This window comes from Streptomyces sp. NPDC006174, from assembly GCF_040614075.1.
GTDB lineage: Bacteria > Actinomycetota > Actinomycetes > Streptomycetales > Streptomycetaceae > Streptomyces.
This window is the reverse complement of the sequence record NZ_JBEXTJ010000005.1, coordinates 459,812-483,101: the sequence shown is the minus strand read 5'-3', so window position 1 is coordinate 483,101 and position 23,290 is coordinate 459,812. Positions and strand designations below refer to the sequence as shown.

General features: G+C 72.4%; 21 protein-coding genes, 1 other RNA gene and 2 pseudogenes. 16 read left to right on the top strand and 8 right to left on the bottom strand.

The features are described from left to right. Nucleotides 1-35: 35 nt before the first annotated feature. From ABZ267_RS14450 to ABZ267_RS14435, 4 genes are all read left to right on the top strand, one after another. Nucleotides 36-1,112, top strand: coding sequence for an ABC transporter substrate-binding protein (locus ABZ267_RS14450; RefSeq protein ID WP_356755126.1), 1,077 nt, complete (start codon nt 36-38; stop codon nt 1,110-1,112). Then, the gene (locus ABZ267_RS14445) at nt 1,109-2,227 is read left to right on the top strand and encodes an iron ABC transporter permease (RefSeq protein WP_356755124.1); all 1,119 of its coding nucleotides are present in this window, start codon (nt 1,109-1,111) and stop codon (nt 2,225-2,227) included. Before ABZ267_RS14450 ends, ABZ267_RS14445 begins: the two co-directional genes overlap by 4 nt. After that, nucleotides 2,224-3,066 carry a heme ABC transporter ATP-binding protein gene (locus ABZ267_RS14440; protein ID WP_356755122.1) on the top strand — a complete coding sequence of 281 codons (843 nt, stop codon included), beginning with the start codon at nt 2,224-2,226 and terminating at the stop codon, nt 3,064-3,066. The genes ABZ267_RS14445 and ABZ267_RS14440 overlap by 4 nt, the downstream gene beginning before the upstream one ends. 129 nt (nt 3,067-3,195) lie before the next feature. Further along, the gene (locus ABZ267_RS14435; RefSeq protein WP_356755120.1) at nt 3,196-4,194 is read left to right on the top strand and encodes a hypothetical protein; all 999 of its coding nucleotides are present in this window, start codon (nt 3,196-3,198) and stop codon (nt 4,192-4,194) included. An 83-nt stretch (nt 4,195-4,277) separates the two neighbouring features. Here ABZ267_RS14435 and ABZ267_RS14430 read toward each other — a convergent pair whose 3' ends face one another. Then, a complete protein-coding gene (locus ABZ267_RS14430) occupies nt 4,278-5,024 on the bottom strand; it encodes a bifunctional DNA primase/polymerase (RefSeq protein ID WP_356755118.1) in 747 nt (248 codons plus the stop codon). Nucleotides 5,025-5,176: 152 nt separating this feature from the next. Beyond that, entirely contained in the window at nt 5,177-5,806 is a 630-nt protein-coding gene (locus ABZ267_RS14425) for a TetR/AcrR family transcriptional regulator (RefSeq protein WP_356755116.1), read from the bottom strand. Between the two features lie 140 nt (nt 5,807-5,946). Here ABZ267_RS14425 and ddaH point away from each other — a divergent pair, with 140 nt between their 5' ends. Continuing rightward, nucleotides 5,947-6,834 (top strand): dimethylargininase, encoded by an 888-nt coding sequence (gene ddaH / locus ABZ267_RS14420; RefSeq protein ID WP_356755115.1) that lies wholly within the window; start codon nt 5,947-5,949, stop codon nt 6,832-6,834. 162 nt (nt 6,835-6,996) lie between these two features. Continuing rightward, nucleotides 6,997-7,581, top strand: coding sequence for a hypothetical protein (locus ABZ267_RS14415; protein WP_356755113.1), 585 nt, complete (start codon nt 6,997-6,999; stop codon nt 7,579-7,581). Nucleotides 7,582-7,652: 71 nt separating this feature from the next. Here the strand turns inward: ABZ267_RS14415 and ABZ267_RS14410 are convergent, their stop codons facing one another. Then, nucleotides 7,653-8,648 carry a small ribosomal subunit Rsm22 family protein gene (locus ABZ267_RS14410; protein WP_356755111.1) on the bottom strand — a complete coding sequence of 332 codons (996 nt, stop codon included), beginning with the start codon at nt 8,646-8,648 and terminating at the stop codon, nt 7,653-7,655. 239 nt (nt 8,649-8,887) lie between these two features. Between ABZ267_RS14410 and ABZ267_RS14405 the strand changes: the two genes are divergently transcribed. Then, entirely contained in the window at nt 8,888-10,201 is a 1,314-nt protein-coding gene (locus ABZ267_RS14405; protein ID WP_356755109.1) for a hypothetical protein, read from the top strand. Between the two features lie 16 nt (nt 10,202-10,217). On the opposite strand, the gene ABZ267_RS14400 is transcribed toward ABZ267_RS14405, so the two are convergent. Next, a complete protein-coding gene (locus ABZ267_RS14400; protein WP_356755107.1) occupies nt 10,218-11,633 on the bottom strand; it encodes a Bcr/CflA family efflux MFS transporter in 1,416 nt (471 codons plus the stop codon). Between the two features lie 88 nt (nt 11,634-11,721). Here ABZ267_RS14400 and ABZ267_RS14395 point away from each other — a divergent pair, with 88 nt between their 5' ends. Then, nucleotides 11,722-12,717, top strand: a complete 996-nt coding sequence (locus ABZ267_RS14395; protein WP_356755105.1) for a Gfo/Idh/MocA family oxidoreductase — start codon at nt 11,722-11,724, stop codon at nt 12,715-12,717. A 7-nt stretch (nt 12,718-12,724) separates the two neighbouring features. Here ABZ267_RS14395 and ABZ267_RS14390 read toward each other — a convergent pair whose 3' ends face one another. Next, nucleotides 12,725-14,401, bottom strand: a complete 1,677-nt coding sequence (locus ABZ267_RS14390; protein ID WP_356755103.1) for an alkaline phosphatase D family protein — start codon at nt 14,399-14,401, stop codon at nt 12,725-12,727. A gap of 153 nt (nt 14,402-14,554) precedes the next feature. Between ABZ267_RS14390 and ABZ267_RS14385 the strand changes: the two genes are divergently transcribed. The 3 genes from ABZ267_RS14385 to ABZ267_RS14375 all read left to right on the top strand — a co-directional run bounded on the left by ABZ267_RS14385 (nt 14,555) and on the right by ABZ267_RS14375 (nt 16,913). Then, nucleotides 14,555-15,310 (top strand): SDR family oxidoreductase, encoded by a 756-nt coding sequence (locus ABZ267_RS14385; protein WP_356755101.1) that lies wholly within the window; start codon nt 14,555-14,557, stop codon nt 15,308-15,310. A gap of 162 nt (nt 15,311-15,472) precedes the next feature. After that, on the top strand, nt 15,473-15,952 hold the full coding sequence (locus ABZ267_RS14380) for a lamin tail domain-containing protein (protein WP_356755099.1): 480 nt from the start codon (nt 15,473-15,475) through the stop codon (nt 15,950-15,952). 106 nt (nt 15,953-16,058) lie between these two features. Then, complete coding sequence (locus tag ABZ267_RS14375) at nt 16,059-16,913, top strand: PhzF family phenazine biosynthesis isomerase (protein WP_356755097.1); 855 nt, start codon at nt 16,059-16,061, stop codon at nt 16,911-16,913. Nucleotides 16,914-16,934: 21 nt separating this feature from the next. Here the strand turns inward: ABZ267_RS14375 and ABZ267_RS14370 are convergent, their stop codons facing one another. Then, nucleotides 16,935-18,134: a hypothetical protein gene (locus ABZ267_RS14370; RefSeq protein ID WP_356755095.1), complete on the bottom strand. Its 1,200-nt coding sequence runs from the start codon at nt 18,132-18,134 to the stop codon at nt 16,935-16,937. A 97-nt stretch (nt 18,135-18,231) separates the two neighbouring features. Here ABZ267_RS14370 and ABZ267_RS14365 point away from each other — a divergent pair, with 97 nt between their 5' ends. From ABZ267_RS14365 to ABZ267_RS14355, 3 genes and pseudogenes are all read left to right on the top strand, one after another. Continuing rightward, nucleotides 18,232-18,933: a GNAT family protein gene (locus ABZ267_RS14365; RefSeq protein WP_356755093.1), complete on the top strand. Its 702-nt coding sequence runs from the start codon at nt 18,232-18,234 to the stop codon at nt 18,931-18,933. Nucleotides 18,934-19,009: 76 nt separating this feature from the next. Continuing rightward, nucleotides 19,010-19,912, top strand: a complete 903-nt coding sequence (locus ABZ267_RS14360) for a glycosyltransferase (RefSeq protein WP_356755091.1) — start codon at nt 19,010-19,012, stop codon at nt 19,910-19,912. Nucleotides 19,913-19,969: 57 nt separating this feature from the next. After that, a pseudogene (locus tag ABZ267_RS14355) lies at nt 19,970-20,206 on the top strand (hypothetical protein); the annotation flags it as partial. A gap of 33 nt (nt 20,207-20,239) precedes the next feature. Here ABZ267_RS14355 and rnpB read toward each other — a convergent pair. Both rnpB and ABZ267_RS14345 read right to left on the bottom strand, forming a co-directional pair. Continuing rightward, nucleotides 20,240-20,647, bottom strand: an RNA gene (rnpB, locus tag ABZ267_RS14350) — RNase P RNA component class A. 39 nt (nt 20,648-20,686) lie between these two features. Then, nucleotides 20,687-21,058 (bottom strand): annotated as a pseudogene (locus ABZ267_RS14345) (Uma2 family endonuclease); the annotation flags it as partial. Nucleotides 21,059-21,241: 183 nt separating this feature from the next. Here ABZ267_RS14345 and ABZ267_RS14340 point away from each other — a divergent pair. After that, the gene (locus ABZ267_RS14340; protein WP_356755089.1) at nt 21,242-21,997 is read left to right on the top strand and encodes a MerR family transcriptional regulator; all 756 of its coding nucleotides are present in this window, start codon (nt 21,242-21,244) and stop codon (nt 21,995-21,997) included. Then, complete coding sequence (locus ABZ267_RS14335; RefSeq protein WP_356755087.1) at nt 21,994-22,875, top strand: hypothetical protein; 882 nt, start codon at nt 21,994-21,996, stop codon at nt 22,873-22,875. The genes ABZ267_RS14340 and ABZ267_RS14335 overlap by 4 nt, the downstream gene beginning before the upstream one ends. Nucleotides 22,876-23,290 lie beyond the last annotated feature (415 nt).

Sequence of the window (23,290 nt, the reverse complement as noted above, 5' to 3'; positions counted from 1 at the left end):
CCATCACAGACCGCGGAACGACAGGACGGTGCCCCGTGCGCATCACGCAGGACTTCGCCCCTCAGTGCCCGGACACCGGGCGGGCCTTCGGCCGTCGGCCGGTCCGCGGCCGGGCGGGCGCCGCCCTCACCGCCGCGATGGCTCTCGTCCTGCTGCTGACGGGCTGCGGCGGAGGCAACGATTCCGCATCGACGCCGGCCAAGAGCTCCGCCGACGCCGACCGGGTCGAGCCGCTGGCCGCCGCGCCCGCGCCGAAGCTGCCGGTGACGGTGGACTCGGCGGACGGCAAGAAGGTCACGGTCGACTCCACCGAACGGATCGTGCCGCTGACCGGTTCGCTGAGCGAGATCGTCTTCACCCTCGGCTTCGGAAAGCAGGTCGTCGCCCGGGACATCACCGCCACCTTCGAACAGGCTACGAGGCTCCCGGTGGTGACCCGCGCCCACGACGTCTCGGCGGAGAGCGTGCTCTCGCTCAAGCCGACCGTCGTCCTCGCGGACACCACGACCGGACCGGCCGAGGCGATCGGCCAGATCCGCGACGCCGGCATCCCGGTGGTCGTCGTGGACCCCGCCAAGGAACTCGCCGACGTCGGCCGCCGGATCGACACGGTCGCCGAGGTGCTCGGCGTACCGGCGGCCGGCACCGAGCTGAAGAAGCGGACCGAGTCGCGGATCGCCGCCGTGCAGAAGACCATCCCGGACCACGCGGACGGCAAGAAGCCCCGGGTCGCCTTCCTCTATCTGCGCGGCTCGGCCTCCGTCTATCTGCTGGGCGGCGCGGAGTCGGGAGCGAGTTCGCTGCTGGAGGCGGCGGGCGCGGTCGACGCGGGCAAGACGTCCGGGCTGAACAAGGACTTCACCGCCATCACCAGCGAGGCACTCGCCAAGGCCGCGCCGGACGCGATCCTGCTGATGAGCAAGGGGCTCGACTCGGTCGGCGGCATGGACGGTCTGGTGAAGATCCCCGGCATCGCGGAGACGCCCGCCGGGATGGACCGCCGGGTCGTCTCGATCGACGACGGCGTGCTGCTGAACTACGGCCCGCGCACCGACCGGGTGCTCGCCGAGATCGTCGAGCAGCTGTACGCGAAGGGCGGCACGGGCCGGTGACGACGTCGTACGAGGAACGCACCGGGAAGCCGCTCGCCAAGGAGGACCCCGGCGCGGCGGCCGGCCCGGAGGCCACCCCCAAGTCCCCGCGCAGCAAAGCCTTCATCCTCACCGTCGGCCTCTCCCTCGCCCTGCTCGCCGGCTGTCTGCTCTCCGCCGCGATCGGCGCGTACTCCATCCCCATCGGTGACGTCCTCGCCTCGCTCCAGCACCGGATCGGCCTCGGCGGTCAGCCGCTGGACCGGGTCGGCGAGAGCGTCCTGTGGAACGTCCGCCTCCCGCGCGTCGTCCTCGCGCTGCTCGTCGGCGCCTCGCTCGGCTGCGCGGGCGCCTTGATGCAGGGCGTGTTCGGCAATCCGCTCGCCGAACCCGGTGTCATCGGGATCTCGGCGGGCGCGGCGGTCGGCGCGGTCGCCTCCATCGCGCTCGGGCTGACCTTCTTCGGCAACTGGACGATCACGGTCTTCGCGTTCATCGCCGGTCTCGCCACCGTGCTGCTCGTCTACACGCTCTCGCGCTCCGGCGGCCGGACCGAGGTGGTGACGCTGATCCTCACCGGTATCGCCGTCAACGCTTTCGCAGGCGCGCTGATCGGGCTGTTCATCTTCTTCGCGGACAACGCGCAGATCACGCAGATCACCTTCTGGCAGCTCGGTTCGCTCTCGCAGGCGACCTGGCCCAAGGTGCTGGCCGTGCTGCCGTGCGCGCTGGCCGGACTCCTCATCGCACCTTTCTACGCCCGCAAGCTGGACCTGCTGGCCCTCGGTGAGCGGCCGGCCCGCCACCTCGGCGTGGACGTCGAGCGGCTGCGGATCACGCTCGTCCTGGTCGTGGCGCTGCTGACCGCCGCCGCCGTGGCCGTCGCCGGGATCATCTCGTTCGTCGGGCTGCTCGTCCCGCACCTGCTGCGGATGGCGAACGGGCCCGGCCACCGCTTCCTCGTCCCCGGCAGCGCGCTCGGCGGTGCGCTGGTGCTGGTGGCGGGCGACCTCGCGGCCCGGACCGTGGCCGCTCCCGCCGAGCTGCCGCTCGGTGTGCTGACCGCGCTCTTCGGCAGCCCGTTCTTCTTCTGGCTGCTGCGCAGGACCCGTCGTAAGCAAGGTGGTTGGGCATGAGGACGCTGAGAGACCTGTTCGCGGTACGGAGCCGGGAGCTGCCCTCGCCCGTCGCACCCGGCTCCGCCGCCGTCGAGGCCACCGGGCTCTCGGTCCGGCTGGGCGGGCGGCAGGTGCTGGACTCCGTCGACATCGCCGCGCACGCCGGTGAGGTGGTGGCGCTGGTAGGTCCGAACGGGGCCGGCAAGTCCACGCTCCTGGCCGCGCTCGCCGCCGACCTGGCCCCGGGGAGCGGCGAGGTGCTGATCGGCGGCCGCTCCACCGCCGAGTGGACCGCTCCCGAACTGGCCCTGCGCCGCTCGGTGCTGCCGCAGTCCGCCGTGCTCTCCTTCCCGTTCCCGGTGGAGGACGTCGTACGGATGGGACGCGCGCCCTGGGCCGGTACGGAGCTGGAGGACGAGGACGACACGGCGGTGGCGGCGGCGATGGCGGCCACCGAGGTGACCCGGTTCGCCGCCAGGCCGTTCTCCGCGTTGTCCGGCGGCGAGCGGGCCCGGGTGGCGCTGGCCCGGGTGCTGGCGCAGCGGGCCCCGCTGATGCTGCTGGACGAGCCGACGGCCGCGCTGGACCTGCGCCACCAGGAGCTGGTGCTGCGGATCTGCCGGGAACGGGCCGCCGCCGGCGACGCGGTGGTGGTGGTCCTGCACGATCTAAGTCTTGCGGCGGCGTACGCGGACCGGGTCGCCGTGCTGCACGAGGGGCGGATCGCGGTGGTGGGGCCGCCTGGGGAGATCTTCGACGGCGAGCTGCTCGGCGAGGTGTACCGGCAGCCGGTGGAGGTGTTCCCGCATCCGCGTACGGGAACCCCGCTGGTCGTCCCCGTACGCCGTCCGGCCTGAACTCAGCCTTCCTGGGCGCCAGGTCACGGTGTGGACGCTGTATCCGGTCCGCGCCCGCACGCCGTACGCGGCCCGGTAGGGTTTCGACGGTCAGTGCGGGCGACGGATGCAGAAGGCGCAGAGCAACGGATGACAAGGCTGGGTCGACTGACGGCGGGGCTCGCGACGGCCACGGTGCTGTGCGTGACGGCGAGCGGCTGTGTGACGGTCCACGGTGAGCTGGAAGTGCTGCCGGGGGCGACGGAGTCCGAGGCCGCCCAGGCGCTGACGGACTTCGTCACCGCCTACAACGCGGCGGACAAGGCGTACGATCCGGCGTTGGACGCGGACCGGGTGACGGGATCGCTCGGCGCGATCAACCAGGCCGGGCTGAAGGCACGGCAGACGTACAGCCCGGACGGCAACGAGGCGCACCGGCCGCTGGAGCTGGCGGACGCCACCTACATCATCCCGAAGAAGGCGGGCTGGCCGCGCTGGTTCCTGGCGGACACCGACTCCAACCGGGACCAGGACGGCGGGAAGCTGGACACCCGCTGGCTGGTGGTGTTCGTACGGAGCGGTCCCGACGCGCTGTGGAAGGCGTCGTACCTCGGGGTCGTCCCGCCGTCCCAGGTGCCGGAGTTCACCCGGGACAAGGACGGGTTCGCCACGCCGGTGGAGCCGCAGAGCACGGAACTGACCCTCGCTCCGGCCGACTTGAGCATCGCGTACACGGAGTACCTGCAGAAGGGCACGCCGGACGTGTTCGCGCCGAGCACGGCGACCTCGCAGTGGCGCGAGGCGCGCCGGACGACCCGGCGGGCCGGGTTCTCGTACCAGTACGCCGACCAGCCGCTGACCGGTGGCACGTTCGGGGCGCTCGGGCTGCGCACCGAGGACGGCGGAGCGCTGGTCTTCTTCAGCAGCAAGCACTTCGAGCGGCAGGTGACGGCTGAGGGGCTGAAGCCGGAGGTCAACGCGGATGTGAAGGCGCTGATGACCGGCGAGGTCACCAACAGCCTCACCAAGGAGCGGATCTCCAGCCAGCTGGTCCATGTGCCGGCGCGCGGCGAGGCCGCCGGCGCGGCCGGCGGCCGGGTACAGCTGCTGAACCGGCTGCCGGGGCTGGTCGCGGCGAAGGGTGAGTGAGGGGCGCTGCAGAACGCCCCTGCCCCACCACCGAAACGACGTGAACCGGCCGCACCGGCTCACCGTCCCAGCGGCTCACCGTCTCAGCGACTCAGCGGCCAGGCGATCGAGTCGTGGTCCAGCTCGCTCTGCGCGGCGCTGCCCGCATAGCGCGCACAGGCTTCGGTGAGCGTCTCCAGCAGGGTCAGCGGGTCGGGCAGCTCGTGCTCGGGTCCGCGCACCCAGTGGACGTCGAGCTCACCGGGGAGCCGGGCGGGCGGCAGGAGGACGTAGCTGCCGCGGCAGTGCCAGCGCAGGCCCGGATGGGCGTCCATGGTCTCGGGATGGCAGTCCAGCTCGCAGGGCCACCACTCGTCCTCGTCCTCCGGCGTGCCGCGGGTGGCGGTGAAGAAGAGCATCCGGTCCTCGCCGGACTGCGCGACCGGGCCGACGTCGATGCCCGCGGCGAGAAGGCGCTCCAGGGCGGAGCGGCCGGCGGTGAGCGGGACGTCCAGCACGTCGTGGATCATGCCGGTCGCGGTGATGAAGTTGGCCAGCGGCTGGCTGCGGGCCCAGCGCTCGATCTGGGCGCGGTCGGTGGTCGACTGCGTCTGCCAGGCGAAGGAAATGGGGTGCCGTGCGGGGGTGGGACAGCCGATGCGCTCGCACGAACATCGGTAGCCGAGAGGATGGGCGGCGGGAGCGATGGGCATGCCCGCGTCGGCGACCGCCAGGAGCAGCTCCACCCGGGCCGTCCCGTCGGCTTCGGCCGCTGGTGCTTTGGGACGTCGCCGCAGCCACTGGGAGATCTTGCTCTCTGTGCCGCGGAAACGGCCGGAATCGGCGCCCATCTATCCCCTCACCTCAGCATTTCACCTCAGCGTTGCCTGTCCATCGTCGCACCATCCGGCGGCCGGGGTGGCCAGAGTTCACCAGTGGGGCCGTCTACCACTGCACCGAGTGAGCACCATCACGCCCGATGTCACCACATAACGGATAAGGATCAAGGTCGCGGAGAGAGTCCGCCGAGGGCGTGGTCGACGATCGTGTCGGCGTACGCATGGGTGAGCGGGAGGGTCCGCAAGAGCCAGCGGTGGGTCAGTGGCGCGATCAGGAGCTCCAGCGCGATGCGCGGATCGGCGTCGGGACGGAGCTGTCCGGCCTCCTTCGCGGCCTCCAGCCGTGTGACATACAACGCGAGCTGCGGGTCGAGCAGCTTCTCGACGAATTCGGCGCCGAGTTTCGCGTCGACGATGCCTTCGGCGGTGAGCGCCCGGGTGGGCGCCTCCATCAGCGGGTCGTTCAGCTCGTCGACGGTGGCGCGCAGGACGACCTTCAGGTCGGCGGCCAGGTCACCGGTGTCCGGGATGCCGTACTCGGCGACGCCGGCCTGCGGGCTCGCCTCCTCGGCGGCCCGGGCGGCTAGGTCCAGGAAGGCCTCCATCAGGACGGCCGCCTTGGAGGGCCACCAGCGGTAGATCGTCTGCTTGCCGACCCCGGCGCGGGCGGCGATACCCTCGATCGTCGTACGCCGGTAGCCGCTCTCGCCGACGAGGGCCAGGGCCGCGTCGTAGATGGCCCGGCGGGAGCGGTCGCTGCGGCGGTTGGAGTCGGGTGCCTTGTGGGGTGCCATGCGCCCAATCTAGCGCCGGACAAGCCGATACGTATCGTCTTGTCGACATCCACCGGAAACGGGCCACCGTGCGGCCTCCGTAGGACGATCTGCCGAACCACCCGATCGGTCCACTGCGGATCCGGCCCCGACGGCGCACCATGGGGCTCACGCACAGACCGTGCGCATCCCACCGTTCCGCGGCTCCGGCCGCCGATCGCGAGGAGCCCCAGTTGAACCGTGACGCCACCCCTCGTCGCTACCTGATGTGCGCGCCGACGCACTTCCGGGTCACCTACTCCATCAACCCGTGGATGGACCCGTCCAAACCCGTCGACCTGCCGCTGGCCCAGACCCAGTGGGAGGACCTGCGCGACCGCTACCGCTCGCTCGGCCACACCGTCGAGCTGCTCACCCCGCGCCCGGACCTGCCGGACATGGTCTTCGCGGCCAACGGCGCCACGGTGATCGACGGGCGGGTGCTCGGCGCCCTGTTCGCCTACCGGGAGCGGTACGAGGAGGCCGAGGCGCACCGCGAGTGGTTCCGGGCACACGGCTTCACCGACATCCGGGAGCCGGACCACGTCAACGAGGGCGAGGGCGACTTCGCGGTCACCGCCTCCTACCTCCTGGCCGGACGCGGCTTCCGCTCCAGCCCGCTCTCGCACGACGAGGCCCAGGAGTTCTTCGGCCTGCCGGTCATCGGCCTCGACCTGGTCGACCCGCGCTACTACCACCTGGACACCGCGCTCTGCGTACTGGACGCGGCGGCCGACGAGATCATGTACTACCCGGACGCCTTCTCCCCCGGCAGCCGGTCCGTCCTGCGCCGCCTCTTCCCGGACGCGCTGCTCGCGCGGGAGGCGGACGCGGCGGCGTTCGGCCTCAACTCGGTCAGCGACGGCCGCCACGTCCTCCTGCCCCAGGCGGCGACGGGCCTGCTGGAACCGCTCCGGGACCGGGGCTTCGAGCCGGTCCCGATGGACCTGGGCGAACTGCTCAAAGGCGGCGGCAGCGTGAAGTGCTGCACTCAGGAGCTACGGGCCTAGCGAGCGCCCGGACCGCTCCGCGGCCGCGCGTGGACGCCGTAATTCCTTGGGGAAACGGCGTCCACGCGACGAGTATGCGAGGAAACACCGGCATGAGTCCGGTGGTGTCCTATGAGGGGGAATTGAGGATGTTCGCACCGCCGAGCTGTCGAGGCGCCGGCCATGGCTGACGGGTTCATCCAGTGGTACCGGGAAGGCGCGAGCGCCGCGGTCTTCGCCGAACAGGTGCAGATCTTCTCGGAGTTCGGGATCGAGCTCATCCACCCGAACAGGAACGCGGCTTTGATGATCGATGTCGAGGGTGACGACTCGCCCATGAGCCAGGAGGAGTTGGGCGACCTGATCGGGCGTCGCGTCGCCACGCTCACGTTCAGTTGGTGGTTGACGGCGGACATCGATGTGGTCGATACGTACGATGCCGTACCGGTCGACCGTGAGACGCAGACGCTGTGGCTGGACGGCCTCCACCCCGACCAGGCCCAGCGCGTCGAGTCGGCCGTCATGGCAGCCGCGACGCGGCTGCCCGTGCCGACCCGGGCCGTCATCGTCGACCGGCGCGGCATCTCCGACCCCGATGCCTGGGATTCGATCGCGCTGTACGACGGGACCGGCGTCCCGCTGCTTCCCGACACGGTGCTCGCGCTGGAGCCGATCGCCGAACGGATCCGGCGCGCCGCTCCGGGGCTGCGGAAGGAGGACGCGGGAGCCGGCCTGAGCCGGCTGGTTCCGCGTCACCACCCGGCCTAGGGCCTCTCGTTTGGATCATGCCGGGCTCGCGGGCCCCGCTCCCTGATCCGGCCTGATCCGAACGGAAGACCCTAGCCGGTCTCCTCCGGCGGCCAGGGCTCGCCCCAGGCGATGTTCCTGGCCGCCCGGTACAGCTCGCCGTGGCGTTTGGTGACCGTCGAGCGGTCCAGGCCCTCGTCGCGGGTGCAGAGCTCCAGCAGGACCTGGCCCTTGCGGATCTGCGGCCTGCGGGTGACGCGGGCGGGCGCCGGGGTGGCGGGGAAGCGGGTGGCGGCGACGTAACTGAACTTCTCGTCCTCGTGGCTGAGCGAGCCGCCCTTGACCTGGCGGTGCAGTGAGGAGCGGCTGACCCGGGCCGAGAAGTGGCACCAGTCCGTGCCGGGCTCGATCGGGCAGGCGGCGCTGTGCGGGCACGGCGCGGCGATGCGCAGGCCGGCGGCGATCAGTCGGTCCCGGGCCTCGACGATCCGCGCGTAGCCGTCCGGCGTGCCCGGCTCCACGATCACCACGGCCTGCCCGGCCTCGGCGGCCGCGTCGACCAGCTCGGTCCTGGCCTGCGCGGTCAGCTCCTTGAGTACGTAGCTGACGGTGACCAGGTCCGCCGGTGCCAGCTCCAGCGCCGCGCCGATCCGGGCCCGCTCCCAGCGCGCCTCCCGCAGCCCCGCCACCCCGGACGCCTCGGCCAGTTCGCGGCCGAGCGCCAGAGCGGGCTCGGCCCAGTCCAGGACGGTCGTCGCCGCGCCTTCCCAGGCCCCGGCCACCGCCCAGCTCGCCGCGCCGGTGCCGCCGCCGACGTCGGTGTGGGTGGCGGGCGACCAGTCGGGCGCGGCCTCGGCCAGGGCGTCGAGAGCGGAGCGTACGGCCTCGAAGGTGGCGGGCATCCGGTACGCGGCGTACGCGACGACGTCGGAGCGGTCCCGCAGGATCGGCGCGTCCGTCGGGGTCTTCCCGCGGTAGCTGGCGATCAGCCGGTCGACGGCCTGCGCGGCCTGCTTCGGCGGCAGCCCGTCGAGCAGCCCGGCCAGGGCCGCGCGCAGGGACTGGGCGGTGGGGAGGGTGGCGTTCACCGCCGAATTGTAGGCGGAGGCGACCCGGCCGGCGGATTCCGCTTCGCCCGGGCGGAAGAGGGTACGGGGTCCCTGCGGCGAAGCCGCGCAGCCGGTTTTCCGCGAACTCCACGCCGCCGAAAGCCGGTTGCTACGCTGGCCCGCGCGAGATCGGCACGCGGGGCGCGGCGGCCCTGCGCCGCGAGGCACGAGACGCACAGCACCAGGCACCAGATCAGGTCCGGTCCATCGGGAGAGCCATGAGGCAGAAGGTCGTGCGGCTGGCCCTGGTCGGCGGGGTCGTCCTCCTCGCGCTGCTCCTCCTCCTGGCGACCTGCGGCGGCGACCCGGACAGCGAGGGGAGCAAAGGCGCCGTCCCGGCGAAGCGGGTGATGCCGAGCGCGGGAACGGTCACCCGGCTCACCGTCCCGCCGCAGTACACGACCGCTCGGGGCTGGGAGATCATCGGCTCCTCGCCCGAGGTCGCCGTCTCCCACGCGACGGGCCGCCTCGCCTACCTGGAGCGGACGGACGGCAACCGCTACCGGCTGCGCACCGTCGACACCGCCACCGGCAAGCTCGGCTGGCAGGGCCAGGCCTGGCGGCCGCCGGACCCGCCGCACTACCCGAGGCTCGCGACCGTCACCGCGGGCGACCGGCAGTACTTCGTGACCTGGTCGTACGGGAAGGTCGGCGACGGGCTGACCCCGGTGTCCACCTTCGTCTCGCTCGACGTGTACGACGTGACGGACGGCGCCCGGCAGCGCGTCGAGGTGCCGTGGTCCGGCGCGCCGAGCGTCAGCACGAACGGCCCGGAGATCGTGATCAGCGACGGCAAGGCCAACAGCACACTGGTCGACCCGGTCACGGGCACGGTCTCCGAACTGAGCGCGGACGAGCTGAAGTACCCCAAGGGCTGCCCGGCCTGTAAGCAGCTCACCGAGGTGTACGGGCAGACCGAGGCAGGGCTGCTGGTCGGCGGGGCCCGGGAGTTCTGGGTGCGCGGCGGCTGGTTCAGCCGGAACGTGGCGCCGAAGGGTGTCGACCGGGGCAGCGGCGTGGTGACGTCGGTGGCCGCGGACCGGGTGCTGGCGAAGTGGGATCTGGCGAAGAAGGCGAAGCGGGCCGCCACGCATGAGCTGTGGACGGTGCACGACGCGGCGACCGGCAAGCCGCTGGTCTCGGTGGAGTGCCACCGGCCCGCCATAAAGCCGGGCCGCTACCCGCAGGCCGTCCTCTCTCCGTCGGGCGACCACCTGATCGCCGGGAACCTGGCCTTCGACCTGGCGGCGGGACAGGGCCACTGCTTCGAGGCGGCGGACGGCTCCAGCCATCTGACACTGGCCACGGTGACGGACGACGGCATCGCGTACGGCGCCGAGAACGCGCGCGACGCCGCCGAGGCGCTCTCCGGCGGCGGGCTGCCGGTCGCGGTGGACCTCGCCGACCGGACGGTCGAGCAGTTGTCGCGCAACGCCCGGCTGCCGGGGCTGGAGACGACGGGCGTGGGCGTGTTCCGCTGGACGGACCGCCAGGAGCGGACGCGGCTGCTCGGCTATCCGCGTACCGACTGACCTGCCGGAAAAGGGGCTAGAGAGTGCCCTGTCCCGCCCGCTGCCACGGCCGGCACAGCCCCAGGAAGCAGCCCACCGCCGCCACCGCGCACACCAGCTGTACGACGGCCATCGGCACGGCCGTGTCCTCTCCCGCGATCCCGACCAGCGGCGAGGCGATCGCGCCGATCAGGAACGAGGACGTGCCGAGCAGCGCGGAGGCCGAGCCGGCCGCGTGCTTGGTCCGCATGAGGGCCTGGGCGTTGGTGTTGGGCATCGCCACACCCATCGCCGACATCAGCACGAAGAGCCCGGCGGCCACGGGCACGAGGCCCACCTCGCCGAACACGCCCGTCGTCATGAGCAGCAGCGCCACGGCCGCCACCACGATGACGGTGAGGCCGAAGCCGAGCACCTTGTCCAGGCTGATCCGGCCGACCAGCAGCTTGCCGTTGATCTGCCCGACGGCGATCAGGCCGATCGAGTTGAGGCCGAACAGCAGGCTGAAGGTCTGCGGAGAGGCTCCGTAGATCTCCTGGACGACGAAGGGTGAGGCGGAGATGTAGGCGAAGAGGACGGCGAAGGCGAGCCCGCCGGTGACCATGTAGCCGGTGAAGACCCGGTCGGCCAGCAGCCCGCGCATCGTGCGCAGGGCCTCGCCGACCCCGCCGGTGTGGCGGCTGCCCGGCGGCAGGGTCTCGTGCAGCCACTTCCAGACGACGAGCGTGAGCACGATGCCGACGCCGGTCAGGACGACGAAGATGCCGCGCCAGTCGGTGAACCGCATCACCTGGCCGCCGATCAGCGGCGCGATGATCGGCGCGACGCCGGAGATCAGCATCAAGGTGGAGAAGAACCGGGCCATCTCCACGCCGTCGTAGAGGTCGCGCACCACCGCGCGCGCGATCACGATGCCCGCCGCTCCCGCGAGCCCCTGGAGGAGGCGGAAGCCGATGAGGAGTTCGGCGGAGGGCGCGAACGCGCAGATCGCGGTGGCGATGACGTAGACGACCATGCCGAGGAGCAGCGGCCTGCGGCGGCCCCAGCGGTCGCTCATCGGTCCGACGACGAGCTGGCCGAGCGCCATACCGGCCAGGCAGGCGGTCAGCGTGAGCTGGATGGTGGCGGCGGGAGCGGCGAGGGAGTCGGTGACGGCCGGGAGCGCCGGGAGGTACATGTCCATGGAGAGCGGCGGCAGTGCGGTGAGGCCGCCGAGGACCATGGTGACGAGGAATCCGGTGCGCCGGGCGGCCTTGACCGCGGGTGCGGTGGGCCCGTCCGCCTCCGGGGCCGCCGGAAGGCCGGCCGGGGCGGTGACCTGCGGTGCTCCTGGGTCGACGGAGAGAGCGCCGGCGTCACCGTGCGGGGTGAGCGGCGCGCTGTCGGGTCCGGGACCGGTCCCGGAGGTGGGTATGTGCTCTCGCTGGGCCCGGCTGCCGCCGCTGTCCGGCATTCTCGTCTCCACATCGTTGAATCCGCATCTATGCTCTCAGCTCGGCCGGAGTGGTCGATACCTCTTTCGTTACGGCGGTGGCACGGGCATGGGTGAGACGGTGCGCTGGGGTGTTCTGGCGACGGGCGGCATTGCCGCGACCTTCACGGCGGACGTACAGGCGCTGCCCGGCGCCGAGGTGGTGGCCGTCGCCTCGCGTACGGAGACCTCGGCGCGGGCCTTCGCCGACCGCCACTCCATCGCGCGCGCCTACGGGAGCTGGGCCGACCTGGTCGCCGATGACACGGTGGACGTGGTCTACGTCGCCACGCCGCACTCCGCGCACCACGCGGCGGCCTCGCTCGCGCTGCGGGCCGGAAAGCATGTGCTGTGCGAGAAGGCGTTCACGCTCAACAGCCGGGAGGCACAGGAGCTGGTGGCGCTCGCCCGGGACCACAACCTCTTCCTGATGGAGGCCATGTGGACCTACCTCAACCCGGTGGTCCGCCGGCTGACCGAGCTGGTGCGGGACGGAGCGATCGGCGAGATCCGTACCGTACAGGCGGACTTCGGCTTCGCCGGCGACTTCGCTCCGGGCCACCGGCTGCGCGACCCGGACCTCGGCGGCGGCGCGCTGCTGGACCTCGGCGTCTACCCGGTCTCGTTCGCGCACCTGCTCCTCGGCGAGCCGGACCGGATCCAGGCCGACGCGCTCCTCTCGCCGGAAGGCGTCGACCTGAACACGGGCATGCTGCTGAGCTGGGAGTCGGGCGCCACCGCGCTGCTCTCCTGCTCGATCGTCGGCTACCACCCGACGGCGGCGACCGTCATCGGCACCGAAGGCCGCATCGACCTGCCACGCGACTTCTTCCACCCGGACCACTTCGTGCTGCACCGGCCCGGCAAGGAGCCGGAGACGGTCACCTCGGGTCCGGGACCGCAGGGCCTGTCCGGGATGCAGTACGAGGCGGCCGAGGTGGCACGCGCGGTCCTGGCCGGCGAGACCGAGTCGCCTCTCGTACCGCTGGAGGGCACGCTCGCGGTGATGCGGACGCTCGACGCGGTACGGGACCGCGTCGGCGTCCGCTATCCGGCGGACCGCTGACCTGGCGTTACGCCGGTTCGAGCCCCGGATTCCCCGCCTCGGTCACGAAGGAGGCGGCGGTGGTGACCGGTGCTCCGGGCGTGGTGACGGCCGACACCGTACGGAAGTCGGCGCGGGCCTGCTTCTCCGTCAGCGTGACGAGCGCGTAGCCGCGCCGCCCGTTGTAGTGCTTCAGGTGCGGGTTGGCGCGGGTCTGGTTCTCCCAGTTGGCGGGCCGCTCCGCGCCGTCCTTGCCGCTGGAGATGGACGTGGTGACGATCTCCGTGCCGACGGTCCGGGAGGCCGGGTCGTCGAAGTCCTTCTTGAGGTCGAAGGCGTACGAGACATGGACGTCGCCGGTCAGCACCATCAGGTTCTCCACGCCGGCCGACTCGGCACCGGCCAGCACCCGCTGCCGGGAGGCCGGATAGCCGTCCCAGGCGTCCATGGACAGCTTGTAGGCGGCGGTGGGCACGTCACGTCGCTGAGCGAAGGTGACCTGCTGCGGCACGACGTTCCAGGTGGCGGCGGAGGCGCGCCAGCCATCGAGCAGCCAGCGCTCCTGGGCGGCACCGGTCATCGTGCGCGCCGGGTCCTCGGACTCCGGGCCGGGTGTGCGCCAGCCGTCGCCGTACGCCTGGTCGCTGCGGTACTGGCGGGTGTCCAGGATGTCGAACTGCGCGAGCCGGCCGAAGGTGAGGCGGCGGTAGAGCCGCATGTCCGGGCCGGTGGGACGCTGCGGGGTGCGCAGCGGCTGGTTCTCCCAGTACGCGCGGTACGCGGAGGCCCGGCGCAGCAGGAACTCCTCGGGCGGTACGTCGTTCTCCGGGATCCCGCCGGCGTAGTTGTTCTCGGTCTCGTGGTCGTCCCAGGTGACGACGAACGGGTGGGCGGCGTGGGCGGCGCGCAGGTCCGGGTCGGACTTGTAGAGGCCGTAACGCAGCCGGTAGTCCTCCAGGGTCATGGTCTCGCGGTTGAAGTGCGCGGGGAGGCGGCGGTCGGTGTAGTCGCGGGCGCCGCCGGTGGCGGTGACGGCGTACTCGTAGAGGTAGTCGCCGAGGTGGAAGACCACGTCGACGTCCTCGGCGGCGAGGTGGCGGTGGGCGGTGAAGTAGCCGTCGTGGTACGCCTGGCAGGAGACGGCGGCCAGGGTGAGGGAGCTGTTACGGGTCCCGGCGGCGGGCGCGGTGCGGGTGCGGCCGGTCGGGCTGGTCCAGCTTCCGGTGCGGAAGCGGTAGAAGTAGCCGCGGCCGGAGTCGAGGCCCTGCACATCGGCGCGGACGCTGTGGCCGAACTCGGCGTGTGCGGTGACCGATCCGCGCCGCGCGATGCGGCGGAAGGCCTCGTCGTGGGCCAGCTCCCAGGTCACCTGGACGCGGCCCGCCGGGAGGCCGCCGCCGGGCTCGTACGGGCGCGGCGCGAGGCGGGTCCAGATGAGGACGGAGGCGGGCAGCGGGTCGCCGGAGGCGACGCCGAGGGTGAAGGGGTCCTCGGCGATCCGGCGCGCGTCCAGCTCGGCGGCGGCGGCCGTGCCGGCGGCGGGCAGGTTCATCGAGAAGGCGAGCGCGGCGACGGCTCCCGCACCGGTGAGCAGACGGCGGCGGTCCAGGCCGCCGGGACGGGATAACCGGGCGGCGGTGGGTTCGGTGGATCGGACGGTTCGGACACCCTGGCCGGGCGCCATGAACTTCTGTGCGGCTGTCATATGCCCCTCGCTTGCCGGATGCTGCCGGATGCTGTCGGAATCCAGCGCACCGCCGGTGCGCGACGCGCCGTTGTCGCGTGCACAACATCCGCATGGCGGGTCGATGAGCACCGCGTGCCCTGTGCACCGGCCTCTCCCGTACGCTCCCGGGCCATGAACACTGATCAACGAGTCGCTGTCGTCACGGGTGCTGGTTCAGGGATCGGCCGGGCCGTCGCGCTCGCTCTCGCGGGTGCGGGGTGGTCGCTCGCGCTGGCGGGGCGGCGGGCGGAGCCGCTGGCGGAGACGGCCGCCGCGGCCGGAGCCACGGACGCGCTGTGCGTCACCACGGACGTGACCGACGAGGACGAGGTGGCCGCGCTCTTCACCGCCGTACGGGAGCGGTTCGGCCGGCTGGACCTGCTGTTCAACAACGCGGGCACGTTCGGGCCGGGTGGCGTGCCGGTGGAGGAGCTCGCGGCGGCGGACTGGCGGGCGGTGGTGGACGTGAACCTGACGGGAGCGTTCCTCTGCGCGCAGGCGGCGTACCGGCTGATGAAGGAGCAGGACCCGCAGGGCGGCCGGATCATCAACAACGGCTCGATCTCCGCACACGCGCCGCGCCCGCACTCGGTGGCGTACACCGCGACCAAGCACGCGATCACCGGACTGACGAAGTCGCTGTCGCTGGACGGCCGGCCGTACCGGATCGCCTGCGGCCAGATCGACATCGGCAACGCGGCGACCGAGATGACCGAGCGGATGCAGACCGGCATCCTCCAGGCCAACGGTGAGCCGGCGGTGGAGCCGGTGATGGCGGCGGCCGATGTGGCGCGGACGGTGGTGCACATGGCGGAGCTGCCGCTGGAGGCGAACATCCCGTTCCTGACGGTGATGGCGACGAACATGCCGTACGTGGGACGGGGCTGAGGGGCGCCGCGCATCTCGTTTCGCATGCGACTGTTTCTGTCCGAACTTGCCGCCGGGCGACCGACTTTGCGGATTTCCGCACTCCTGGGAGAGCAAGCGCGTACTCACCGTATGATCACATCTCGTTACACCTTCACCAGAACGACACAGAAGGAACACCGCATGCGCATACGCACCACTGCGCCGATCGCCTTGGCCGCCGCCACCGCACTGGCCGGCTCGCTCCTCGCCACGGCAGCACCGGCCATGGCGGCCGCCCACCAGGGCGGGCTGCACTTCGGCACCATCCAGTACGACGGCCCCGGCAAGGACGACCGGTCGAAGAAGTCCCTGAACGCCGAGTGGGTGAACATCCACAACAACGGCAAGAAGAAGGTCCAGCTCAAGGGCTACACGGTGAAGGACAACACCGGCTTCGCCTACACCTTCGGCAGTTACACCATCGGCGCGGGCAAGACCGTCAAGCTCCGCACCGGCAAGGGCACGAACGTTTCGGGCACCGTGCACTGGAACCGGGGCTCGTACGTCTGGAACAACACCGGTGACAAGGCCCGGCTGATCAAGCCGAACGGCAAGCTCCAGGACTCCTGCTCCTGGCCGAAGTCGACGCCGAAGAACAAGGGCGTCAAGAACTGCCACTGACCGGTCACCGTGCCGGTGGGGCTGCCGCGGTCCGGGGGGACTGCGGCAGCCGTACGGCGAGGAGCCGGGCGGGAATGCCGTGAGCGGCGGCAGGGTTGGACCGCTCATGACACATGATCGCGGTCCCGAGGTCCTGCGCTACACCGCCTTCTCCGCCGACCCGGAAGGCGGGAATCCGGCGGGCGTCGTCCTGGACGCGTCAGGTCTGGACGAGGAGCGGATGCTCGCCGTCGCGGCGGAGCTGGGCTACAGCGAGACGGCGTTCCTCACGGAGCGGACCGGCGAAGGCGCGTACACCATCCGGTACTTCAGCCCGAAGGCCGAGGTTCCGTTCTGCGGCCACGCCACGGTCGCCACGGCCGTCGCGCTGGCGGAACGGGACGGTCCGGGCGCGCTGGAGTTCGCGACGGCGGCCGGTACGGTGCCGGTCACCGTGGTCCAGGAGGCCGGCGAGTTGCGCGCCACCTTGACCAGCGTGGCCCCGCACGTCGAGGAGGTCTCCCCGGCCGACCTCACGGAGGCACTGGCGGCCCTGGACTGGCCGGCCACCGATCTCGACCCGGCCCTGCCACCCAGGATCGCCTACGCGGGCGCCCGCCACCTGGTGCTGGCCGCCGCCACGCGTGAACGGCTCGCGGACCTCGCGTACGACTTCTTCCGGCTGGAGGCGCTGATGCGCCGGCTGGACCTGACGACGCTGCAGCTGGTGTGGCGCGAGGCGCCGGAGGTCTTCCACGTGAGGGACCCGTTCCCGGTGGGCGGGGTGGTGGAGGACCCGGCGACGGGAGCGGCGGCCGCCGCGTTCGGCGCGTACGTACGGGAGTTGGGCCTCGTCCCGGAGGCGGCCACGCTCACGCTCCACCAGGGCGCGGACCTGGGCCGGCCCGGCACGCTCACGGTGGAGCTGCGCGCCGGGGACGACCGGGTACGGGTCAGCGGTACGGGGACGAGGATCGGCTGAAGCGTACGGAACGGGCCGGGGTCAGCCGGTGAGCTCCTTGGCCGGGGAGACGTGGGAGAACCAGCGCTCCGTCTCCTCCGGTTCGAGAGCGCGCTCCAGGATGACGTCACCGCGCATGCCCGGGAAGAAACGGCCCGCGGGCCAGGACCGCCGGTAGGCCGGCTCGTCCAGCACCAGCAGGCGGACGCCGTCGACGAGAGGGATGCCGGCCGGGTTCCCCTCGTTCCAGAGCCGCGCACCGTCCGGGGCCACCAGCTCGAAGGAGCCGACGGTGTCCACCTGCCCCGGAGTCTCCCGGCAGACGGCGACCTCGTGCGGCGAAGGAGCGTAACCCTGCACATGGCCGCCGCCTATGAGGGCGTCGGCGAGGAGCGTGTGCAGCTGGAAGTTGTCGCCGATGCCGAAGAACCGCAGGGCGTAGCCGGTGCCGCTCGGACGGTGGAGCGCGACGAGGGGCTCGTCGTCCAGCACCTGGAGGGCGTAGCTGAGGGACCGGAACTGCTGGTCGGAGGCTTGCTCCACGGCGGCAAGGAGGCTCAGGAGCGCGTGGCGGTTGCCGGGGGCTGCGGCGGGTGCGGCCTGGTGGGTGGGCTCGCCGGGTACGGCTTGGCGGTCCGGCTCGGCGCGTACGGACTGGTGGGTGGACTCGGCGCGTACGGACTGGTCGTCCGGCTCGGCACGTACGGACTGGTCGTCCGGCTCGGCGCGTACGGCCTGGCGGTCCGAGCCGGCGCGGGCTTCGGCGCGTACGGCCCGGTGGTTCAGCAGCGCGACGGCTGCCATCTCCCACTGGCGCAGCGTCCACCAGCTCACCGCCGCCTCGAACCCCACCCGCTCGACGGTCTCCGCGCCCGGCTCACCGGCATCCGGCACCGGGAACGCCCCGCCGCCGGTCGCCGCCCACGCCTCCGCGAACGCCGCGGCCCCTTCGACCGCCGCCCGCAGCCCGGCCAGTACGCCAGGGGCGCAGCGCTCGGCATCCGCGCCACGCTCGACGCAGGCCCCGACGAGGACCGCGACGACGGCACGCGGCCCGGGCGGAACCTGCTCCAGTACGGCGGCCAGGCGCGGTCCGCCGGTCAGCAGCTCCGCCTCCTTGGCCTGCCCGAAGGTCTCCTGCAACCGGACGAACGCCTTGCCGGACCGTTTCGCGTCCTGGGCCACCACGGCGGCCTCGAAGTCCGCGACCGCTCCCCCGAACCCGGCCTTGCTGAATATCATTCCAGCACTTTATCGACGTGCCGTCGGGTGCTGTAAGGCCGGTCGCGGTCCGGCGGGCCGAGGGGCGGAACCGCGCCGATCGCGGGAGGATACGGGCATGGCTGACCGCAGGCCTGACACCACGTCCAAGCCCGCCACCGACACGACCACCGGGTCCGACACCGCACCCGGCACCGAGGCGGACGCGGACACGGAGACAGGCGCCGACCCCCCGCCCGGCCCCGAACCGCTGACCGTCCCGAGCATGTCCGCGGGCCCGGACTTCGTGCTGCGCCCGTGGGAGATGAGTGATCTGCCGCTGGTCCGCGAGGCCGCGCAGGACCCGTACATCCCGCTCATCTCGACGATCCCGCCCCGCTACTCGGACCGGGCCGCCGAGGCCTTCGTCCGCAGGCAGTGGGAGCGGGCGGCGACGGGCGCCGGGTATCCGTTCGCCATCGTCCGCTCGCGGGACCGGCGGCCGGTGGGCGCCATCGGGCTCTGGCTGCGGGACCTGCCGGAGGGCCGGGCGTCGATCGGGTTCTGGATGGTCGCCTCCGGCCGTGGCCAGGGCGTCACCCGCGCCGCGCTGCGTACGGTGACGGGCTGGGCCTTGCGCGACCTCCGCGTCCCGCGCCTCCAGCTCTTCATCGAACCGTGGAACACCGCGTCCGCCAGGATCGCGGTGGACGTCGGGTACCGGCACGAGGGGCTGCTGCGCGGCTGGCAGCAGGTGGGCGGCGAGCGCCGGGACATGGCCGTGTACGGGCTCCTGAACAGCGACGGGCCCGTGGATGGCCGGGCGGTAACCTCGGACTGAACACCGAGGCGTTACGATCGCGGGCACCGCCGCCGACCAGCAGCCGCACGGCAGCCGAGCTCCAGGAGTACCGAACTTGTCCGCACCACGCATCGGCGTATCCATCGTGACCATGGGGGATCGCCCGCAGGCGGTCGAGGCGCTGCTGGCGTCGGTCGCCATGCAGGACGTCCGGCCCACCCGGCTCGTGATCATCGGCAACGGGACGGAGCTCCCGGACTACACCGCCACCCCCGGCCTGGCGGACCTCGACGGCGGCGTGACCACCATCGAGCTGCCGGAGAACCTGGGCTGCCCGGGCGGCCGGAACGAGGGACTGCGAAGGCTCGCCGAGATCGGTGACGTGGACGTGGTGATCGAGCTGGACGACGACGGGCTCCTGGTCGACAAGGACGTCTTCCGCCGGGTCCGGGACCACTTCACCGCCGACGACCGGCTGGGCATCGTCGGCTTCCGGATCGCGGACGAGACCGGCGAGACGCAGCGCCGCCACGTGCCGCGGCTGCGGGCGGGCGACCCGATGCGAGGCGGCCAGGTGACGGCGTTCCTCGGCGGCGGCCACGCGTTCTCGATGAAGATGCTGGAGCAGACGGGCCTGTGGCCGGCGGAGTTCTTCTTCACCCACGAGGAGACGGACCTCGCCTGGCGCGCGCTGGACGCCGGCTGGAAGGTCGTCTACGAGCCGGAGCTGCTGCTCCAGCACCCGAGGACGAGCCCGGCCCGGCACGCGGTGTACTACCGGATGACGGCCCGCAACCGCGTCTGGCTGGCCCGCCGCAACCTCCCCCTCCCCCTGGTCCCGGCCTACCTCACCACCTGGACCCTGCTCACCCTGGCCCGCACCCGCGACCCGAAGGGCCTGCGCGCCTGGGCGGGCGGCTTCGCCGAGGGCGTCCGCACCCCGTGCGGCGAGCGGCGCCCGATGCGCTGGTCGACGGTATGGCGGATGACCCGCCTGGGCCGCCCGCCGGTCATCTGACCTGCTGCCGCGCCGGGCTCACGGACTCCGGCGGTGTCCTCACCGCTGTGGACCCGGGTCTGCGGCTGCACCCACCACCTCGCCAAGCACGACAGGCGGGGCCGATTTCATGAGCAGGTCGCGGTGCCGACGGCGTGGGACGAGAACAAGAAGCCGCTGCGCTACGGGGCCGGGCAGTGCACCTGCCAGCAGTACGTGGGCCCGCAGCCGCTCTCGCAGGTGTACGCGGAGGAACTGACGGACCGCTGGCCGACGCCCCCGCCGGTCGAGGAGAAAGGGCCCCCGCCCAAGTGAAGAACCTGGTCGGGGGCCCTTGTCGCTCACCGGCAGACGAGCCGTGCTGTACGCCGGGTTCTGTCTCCCGGTCGCCTCGCGGCGGCCGGGGAGACGGCCATCCATCTAGGGCCGGCATTGCTACCGGCCTCGTGCGGTCTACCCGTGAACTCGGGCGAGCAGCCCTCGAACGTTCACGCAGGGCCGTCCCGTTCCTGGAACAACCCCTCTTGACCTTGCTCCGGGTGGGGTTTACCTAGCCGCCTGAGTCACCTCAGGCGCTGGTGGTCTCTTACACCACCGTTTCACCCTTACCCGGGACCGAAGTCCCGGGCGGTCTGTTTTCTGTGGCACTGTCCCGCGGGTCACCCCGGGTGGCCGTTAGCCACCACCCTGCTCTGTGGAGCCCGGACGTTCCTCGGGAGGATCCGGGGATCCTCACGCGGCCGTCCGCACGACTCGTCTGCCGTACCGGCCATCCTACCGGGCCGTACGGACAGCTCAGCCGAAGTCCCCGGTCTCCAGGTCGAAGGCGAAGGGCTCGGGGAGCGGGAGCGGCTTGCCGTACGGGATGGTGAGGTGCTGGCGGTAGTGGGCGTCCTCCGGGTCGCCGAAGAGCGTCACCGAGCCGGCGTCGCGGTCGATGAGCAGGTGGAGCGGGATGCCGCCGCGGGCGTAGCAGCGGCGCTTGGCCTCGCGGTCCGCCTGCGGCTTGGTGGAGGTCACCTCGACGACGAGGGCAATGCCTTCACAGGGCATCCAGGGGTCGGCGCCGCGGAACAGTCTCAGGTCGAGAGGGGCGAAGGTGCCGTCGGGGATGGCGTGGTTCTTCGGGCAGCCGCCACCGCTGCGGAGCTTCAGCCCCTTGTTTCCGTGAGCGGCTCGTGCGCCATGGCAGTCATGTCACGCCCCTTCCTCGGTCGCTCGCCGGACTGGGACATCGGGGGATCAGCCGTCCGTGAGATGGGAGTTCTTCTCCCGATCGTGGCACAAGTCCACGGGAAGCGGCGGACCGGTGCTTGACCTTGTCGCAACGGCAAGGTTTCTACTGGCCGCATGCGTATCGGAGAGATCGCCGCGCTCGTCGGAGTCACCTCCCGGGCCGTGCGGCACTACCACCACATCGGGCTGTTGCCCGAGCCCGCTCGGCGGGCCAATGGGTACCGGGCCTACACCGTCCGGGATGCCGTGCTGTTGGCGCGGATCCGGCGGCTGACCGAGATCGGGCTCTCGCTGGACGAGGTGCGGGACGTGCTGGCGGATGACGCGGGGCGGGAGCTGGTCGAGGTGCTCGGGGAGCTGGACGCGGATCTGGCACGGCAGGAGCGGGAGATCCGGGAGCGGCGGGAGGTGCTGGCGGCGTTGTTGGAGGCGCCGCTGACCTCGGACGGGCCGCTCTCGCCCGCCCTGGCCGCGCTCCTGGAGAGTGCGCCCGCCACCGGGTCGCCGGCCGCGGCGAAGGACCGGGAGCATCTGGCGTTGCTGGACACCGCGGGCGGTGGGGCCGGGGCCGAGCTGTACGCGGCGCTGCGGCCGTTGGCCGAGGACCCCGGTGTCGCCGCGCTGTACGAGCGGCTGGACGAGCTGGCCGGCGCCGGGGTGGACGATCCGCGGATCGCGCCCTTGGCGGCCGAGCTGGTGGCGGCCGTACCGGACGAGGTGCTGGCGGTGTTCCCGGACGGGGAGCCGTCGCCGTCGGGGGTCGGGCGGGTGCTGCTGGAGGACTATCCGCCCGCGCAGCGCGAGGTGGTGCGCCGGGTGATGGAAGCGCTGGCCGTCCGGGTCCGCGCGACGCGTGGGAGGACATCGTGAGGACGACGGCTCTGCGAGCGGCCCGGGCCGCGCTGTGGGTGGCGCTGCCCGCTGAACTGGCGCTGGCGGTCTGCCTGGTGGGCGGGGTACGGACATCCGGTGCGGTCCTGCTGGCGGCCGAGGCGCTCGTCGTGGGCGTGCTCGCGCTGGAGGCCGCCGTGATGTGGCCGCTGTACACGGCCCGGCGGCGGGCCGGTGACGGGCGGCGGGCGGCCGCGCTGTCGGCGGTGCGCACCGTGGTGCCGGTGGCGGTGCGGCGGCTGATGGTGCACGAACTCCGGGCGCTGCACAGCCTCGGACTGTGGACCGTACGCCGTCGACACCGGATCCCCGAGGGCGCGCTGCCCTTCTCGTACACCGAACCGCAGACCGGGACGGTGTGGGCCTTCTTCTTCGCCTCCGTCCTGGAGACCGTGGTGCTGGCCCTGGTGATCCCGTGGCCGCTGGTCCACCTGATCCTGCTCGTGCTCGGCGTGTACGGGACGGTCCTCATCGTCGCCCTGCACGCGGCCTGCGTGACCCGGCCGCATGTGGTGGGAGCCGACGGTTCGCTGCGGCTGCGCTACGGCGCCCTGTTCGACCTGCCGGTGCCCGCTTCGCTCATCACCGCCGCCCGGGTGGAGCGGCGCTACGACGGCGGCGGGCTCGTGCGGGTCGATGAGGACGGGGTCCTCAACCTGGCGGTCGGGAGCCGGACGACGGTGACCGTGGAGCTGGCGGAGCCGGTGGAGTTCGTCCGGCCGCTCGGGCGGCGCGGGAGTGCGCGGACGCTCCGGTTCCACGCGGACGATCCTCGCGCGGCCGTCGCCGCGCTCGCGCCGAGGCCGGTCACGCCGGAGCGAACAGCACCGTCTTCGACGCCGGGCCCGCCCGCGTGAGCCGGACCCGCAACCGCTCCCCGAGCGAGCAGTCGGCCGCTTTCGGTCATACGCAGATGGCGGCGGGGCATGGACCGAGCGTAGGCGGGGATGGAGCGGGCGGCATCCGGGGATCGTCGCGGTGCGGTGCGGGCGGGCCCGGCACTGTACGGCGCGGGCGCGGACCCGGCCCCGTGCGGATAGTGCGGACCCGACACGGTACGGAGGCGGCGGACCCGTCCCCGTACAGCGCACGCAGACCCGTCCGTCCCCGCACCGCGAGCCCAGACCCGTCCCCGCACGGCGAACGCACGCCGTCCCCGTACCGCGAGTCCAGGCCCGTCCCCGTACCGCGAGCGCAGCCCGTCTCCGTACCGGAAGCCCCGCCCCGCCCCCGTACCCTTGCCGAGGACCCCGGAGTGCCCGCACGCGCGCC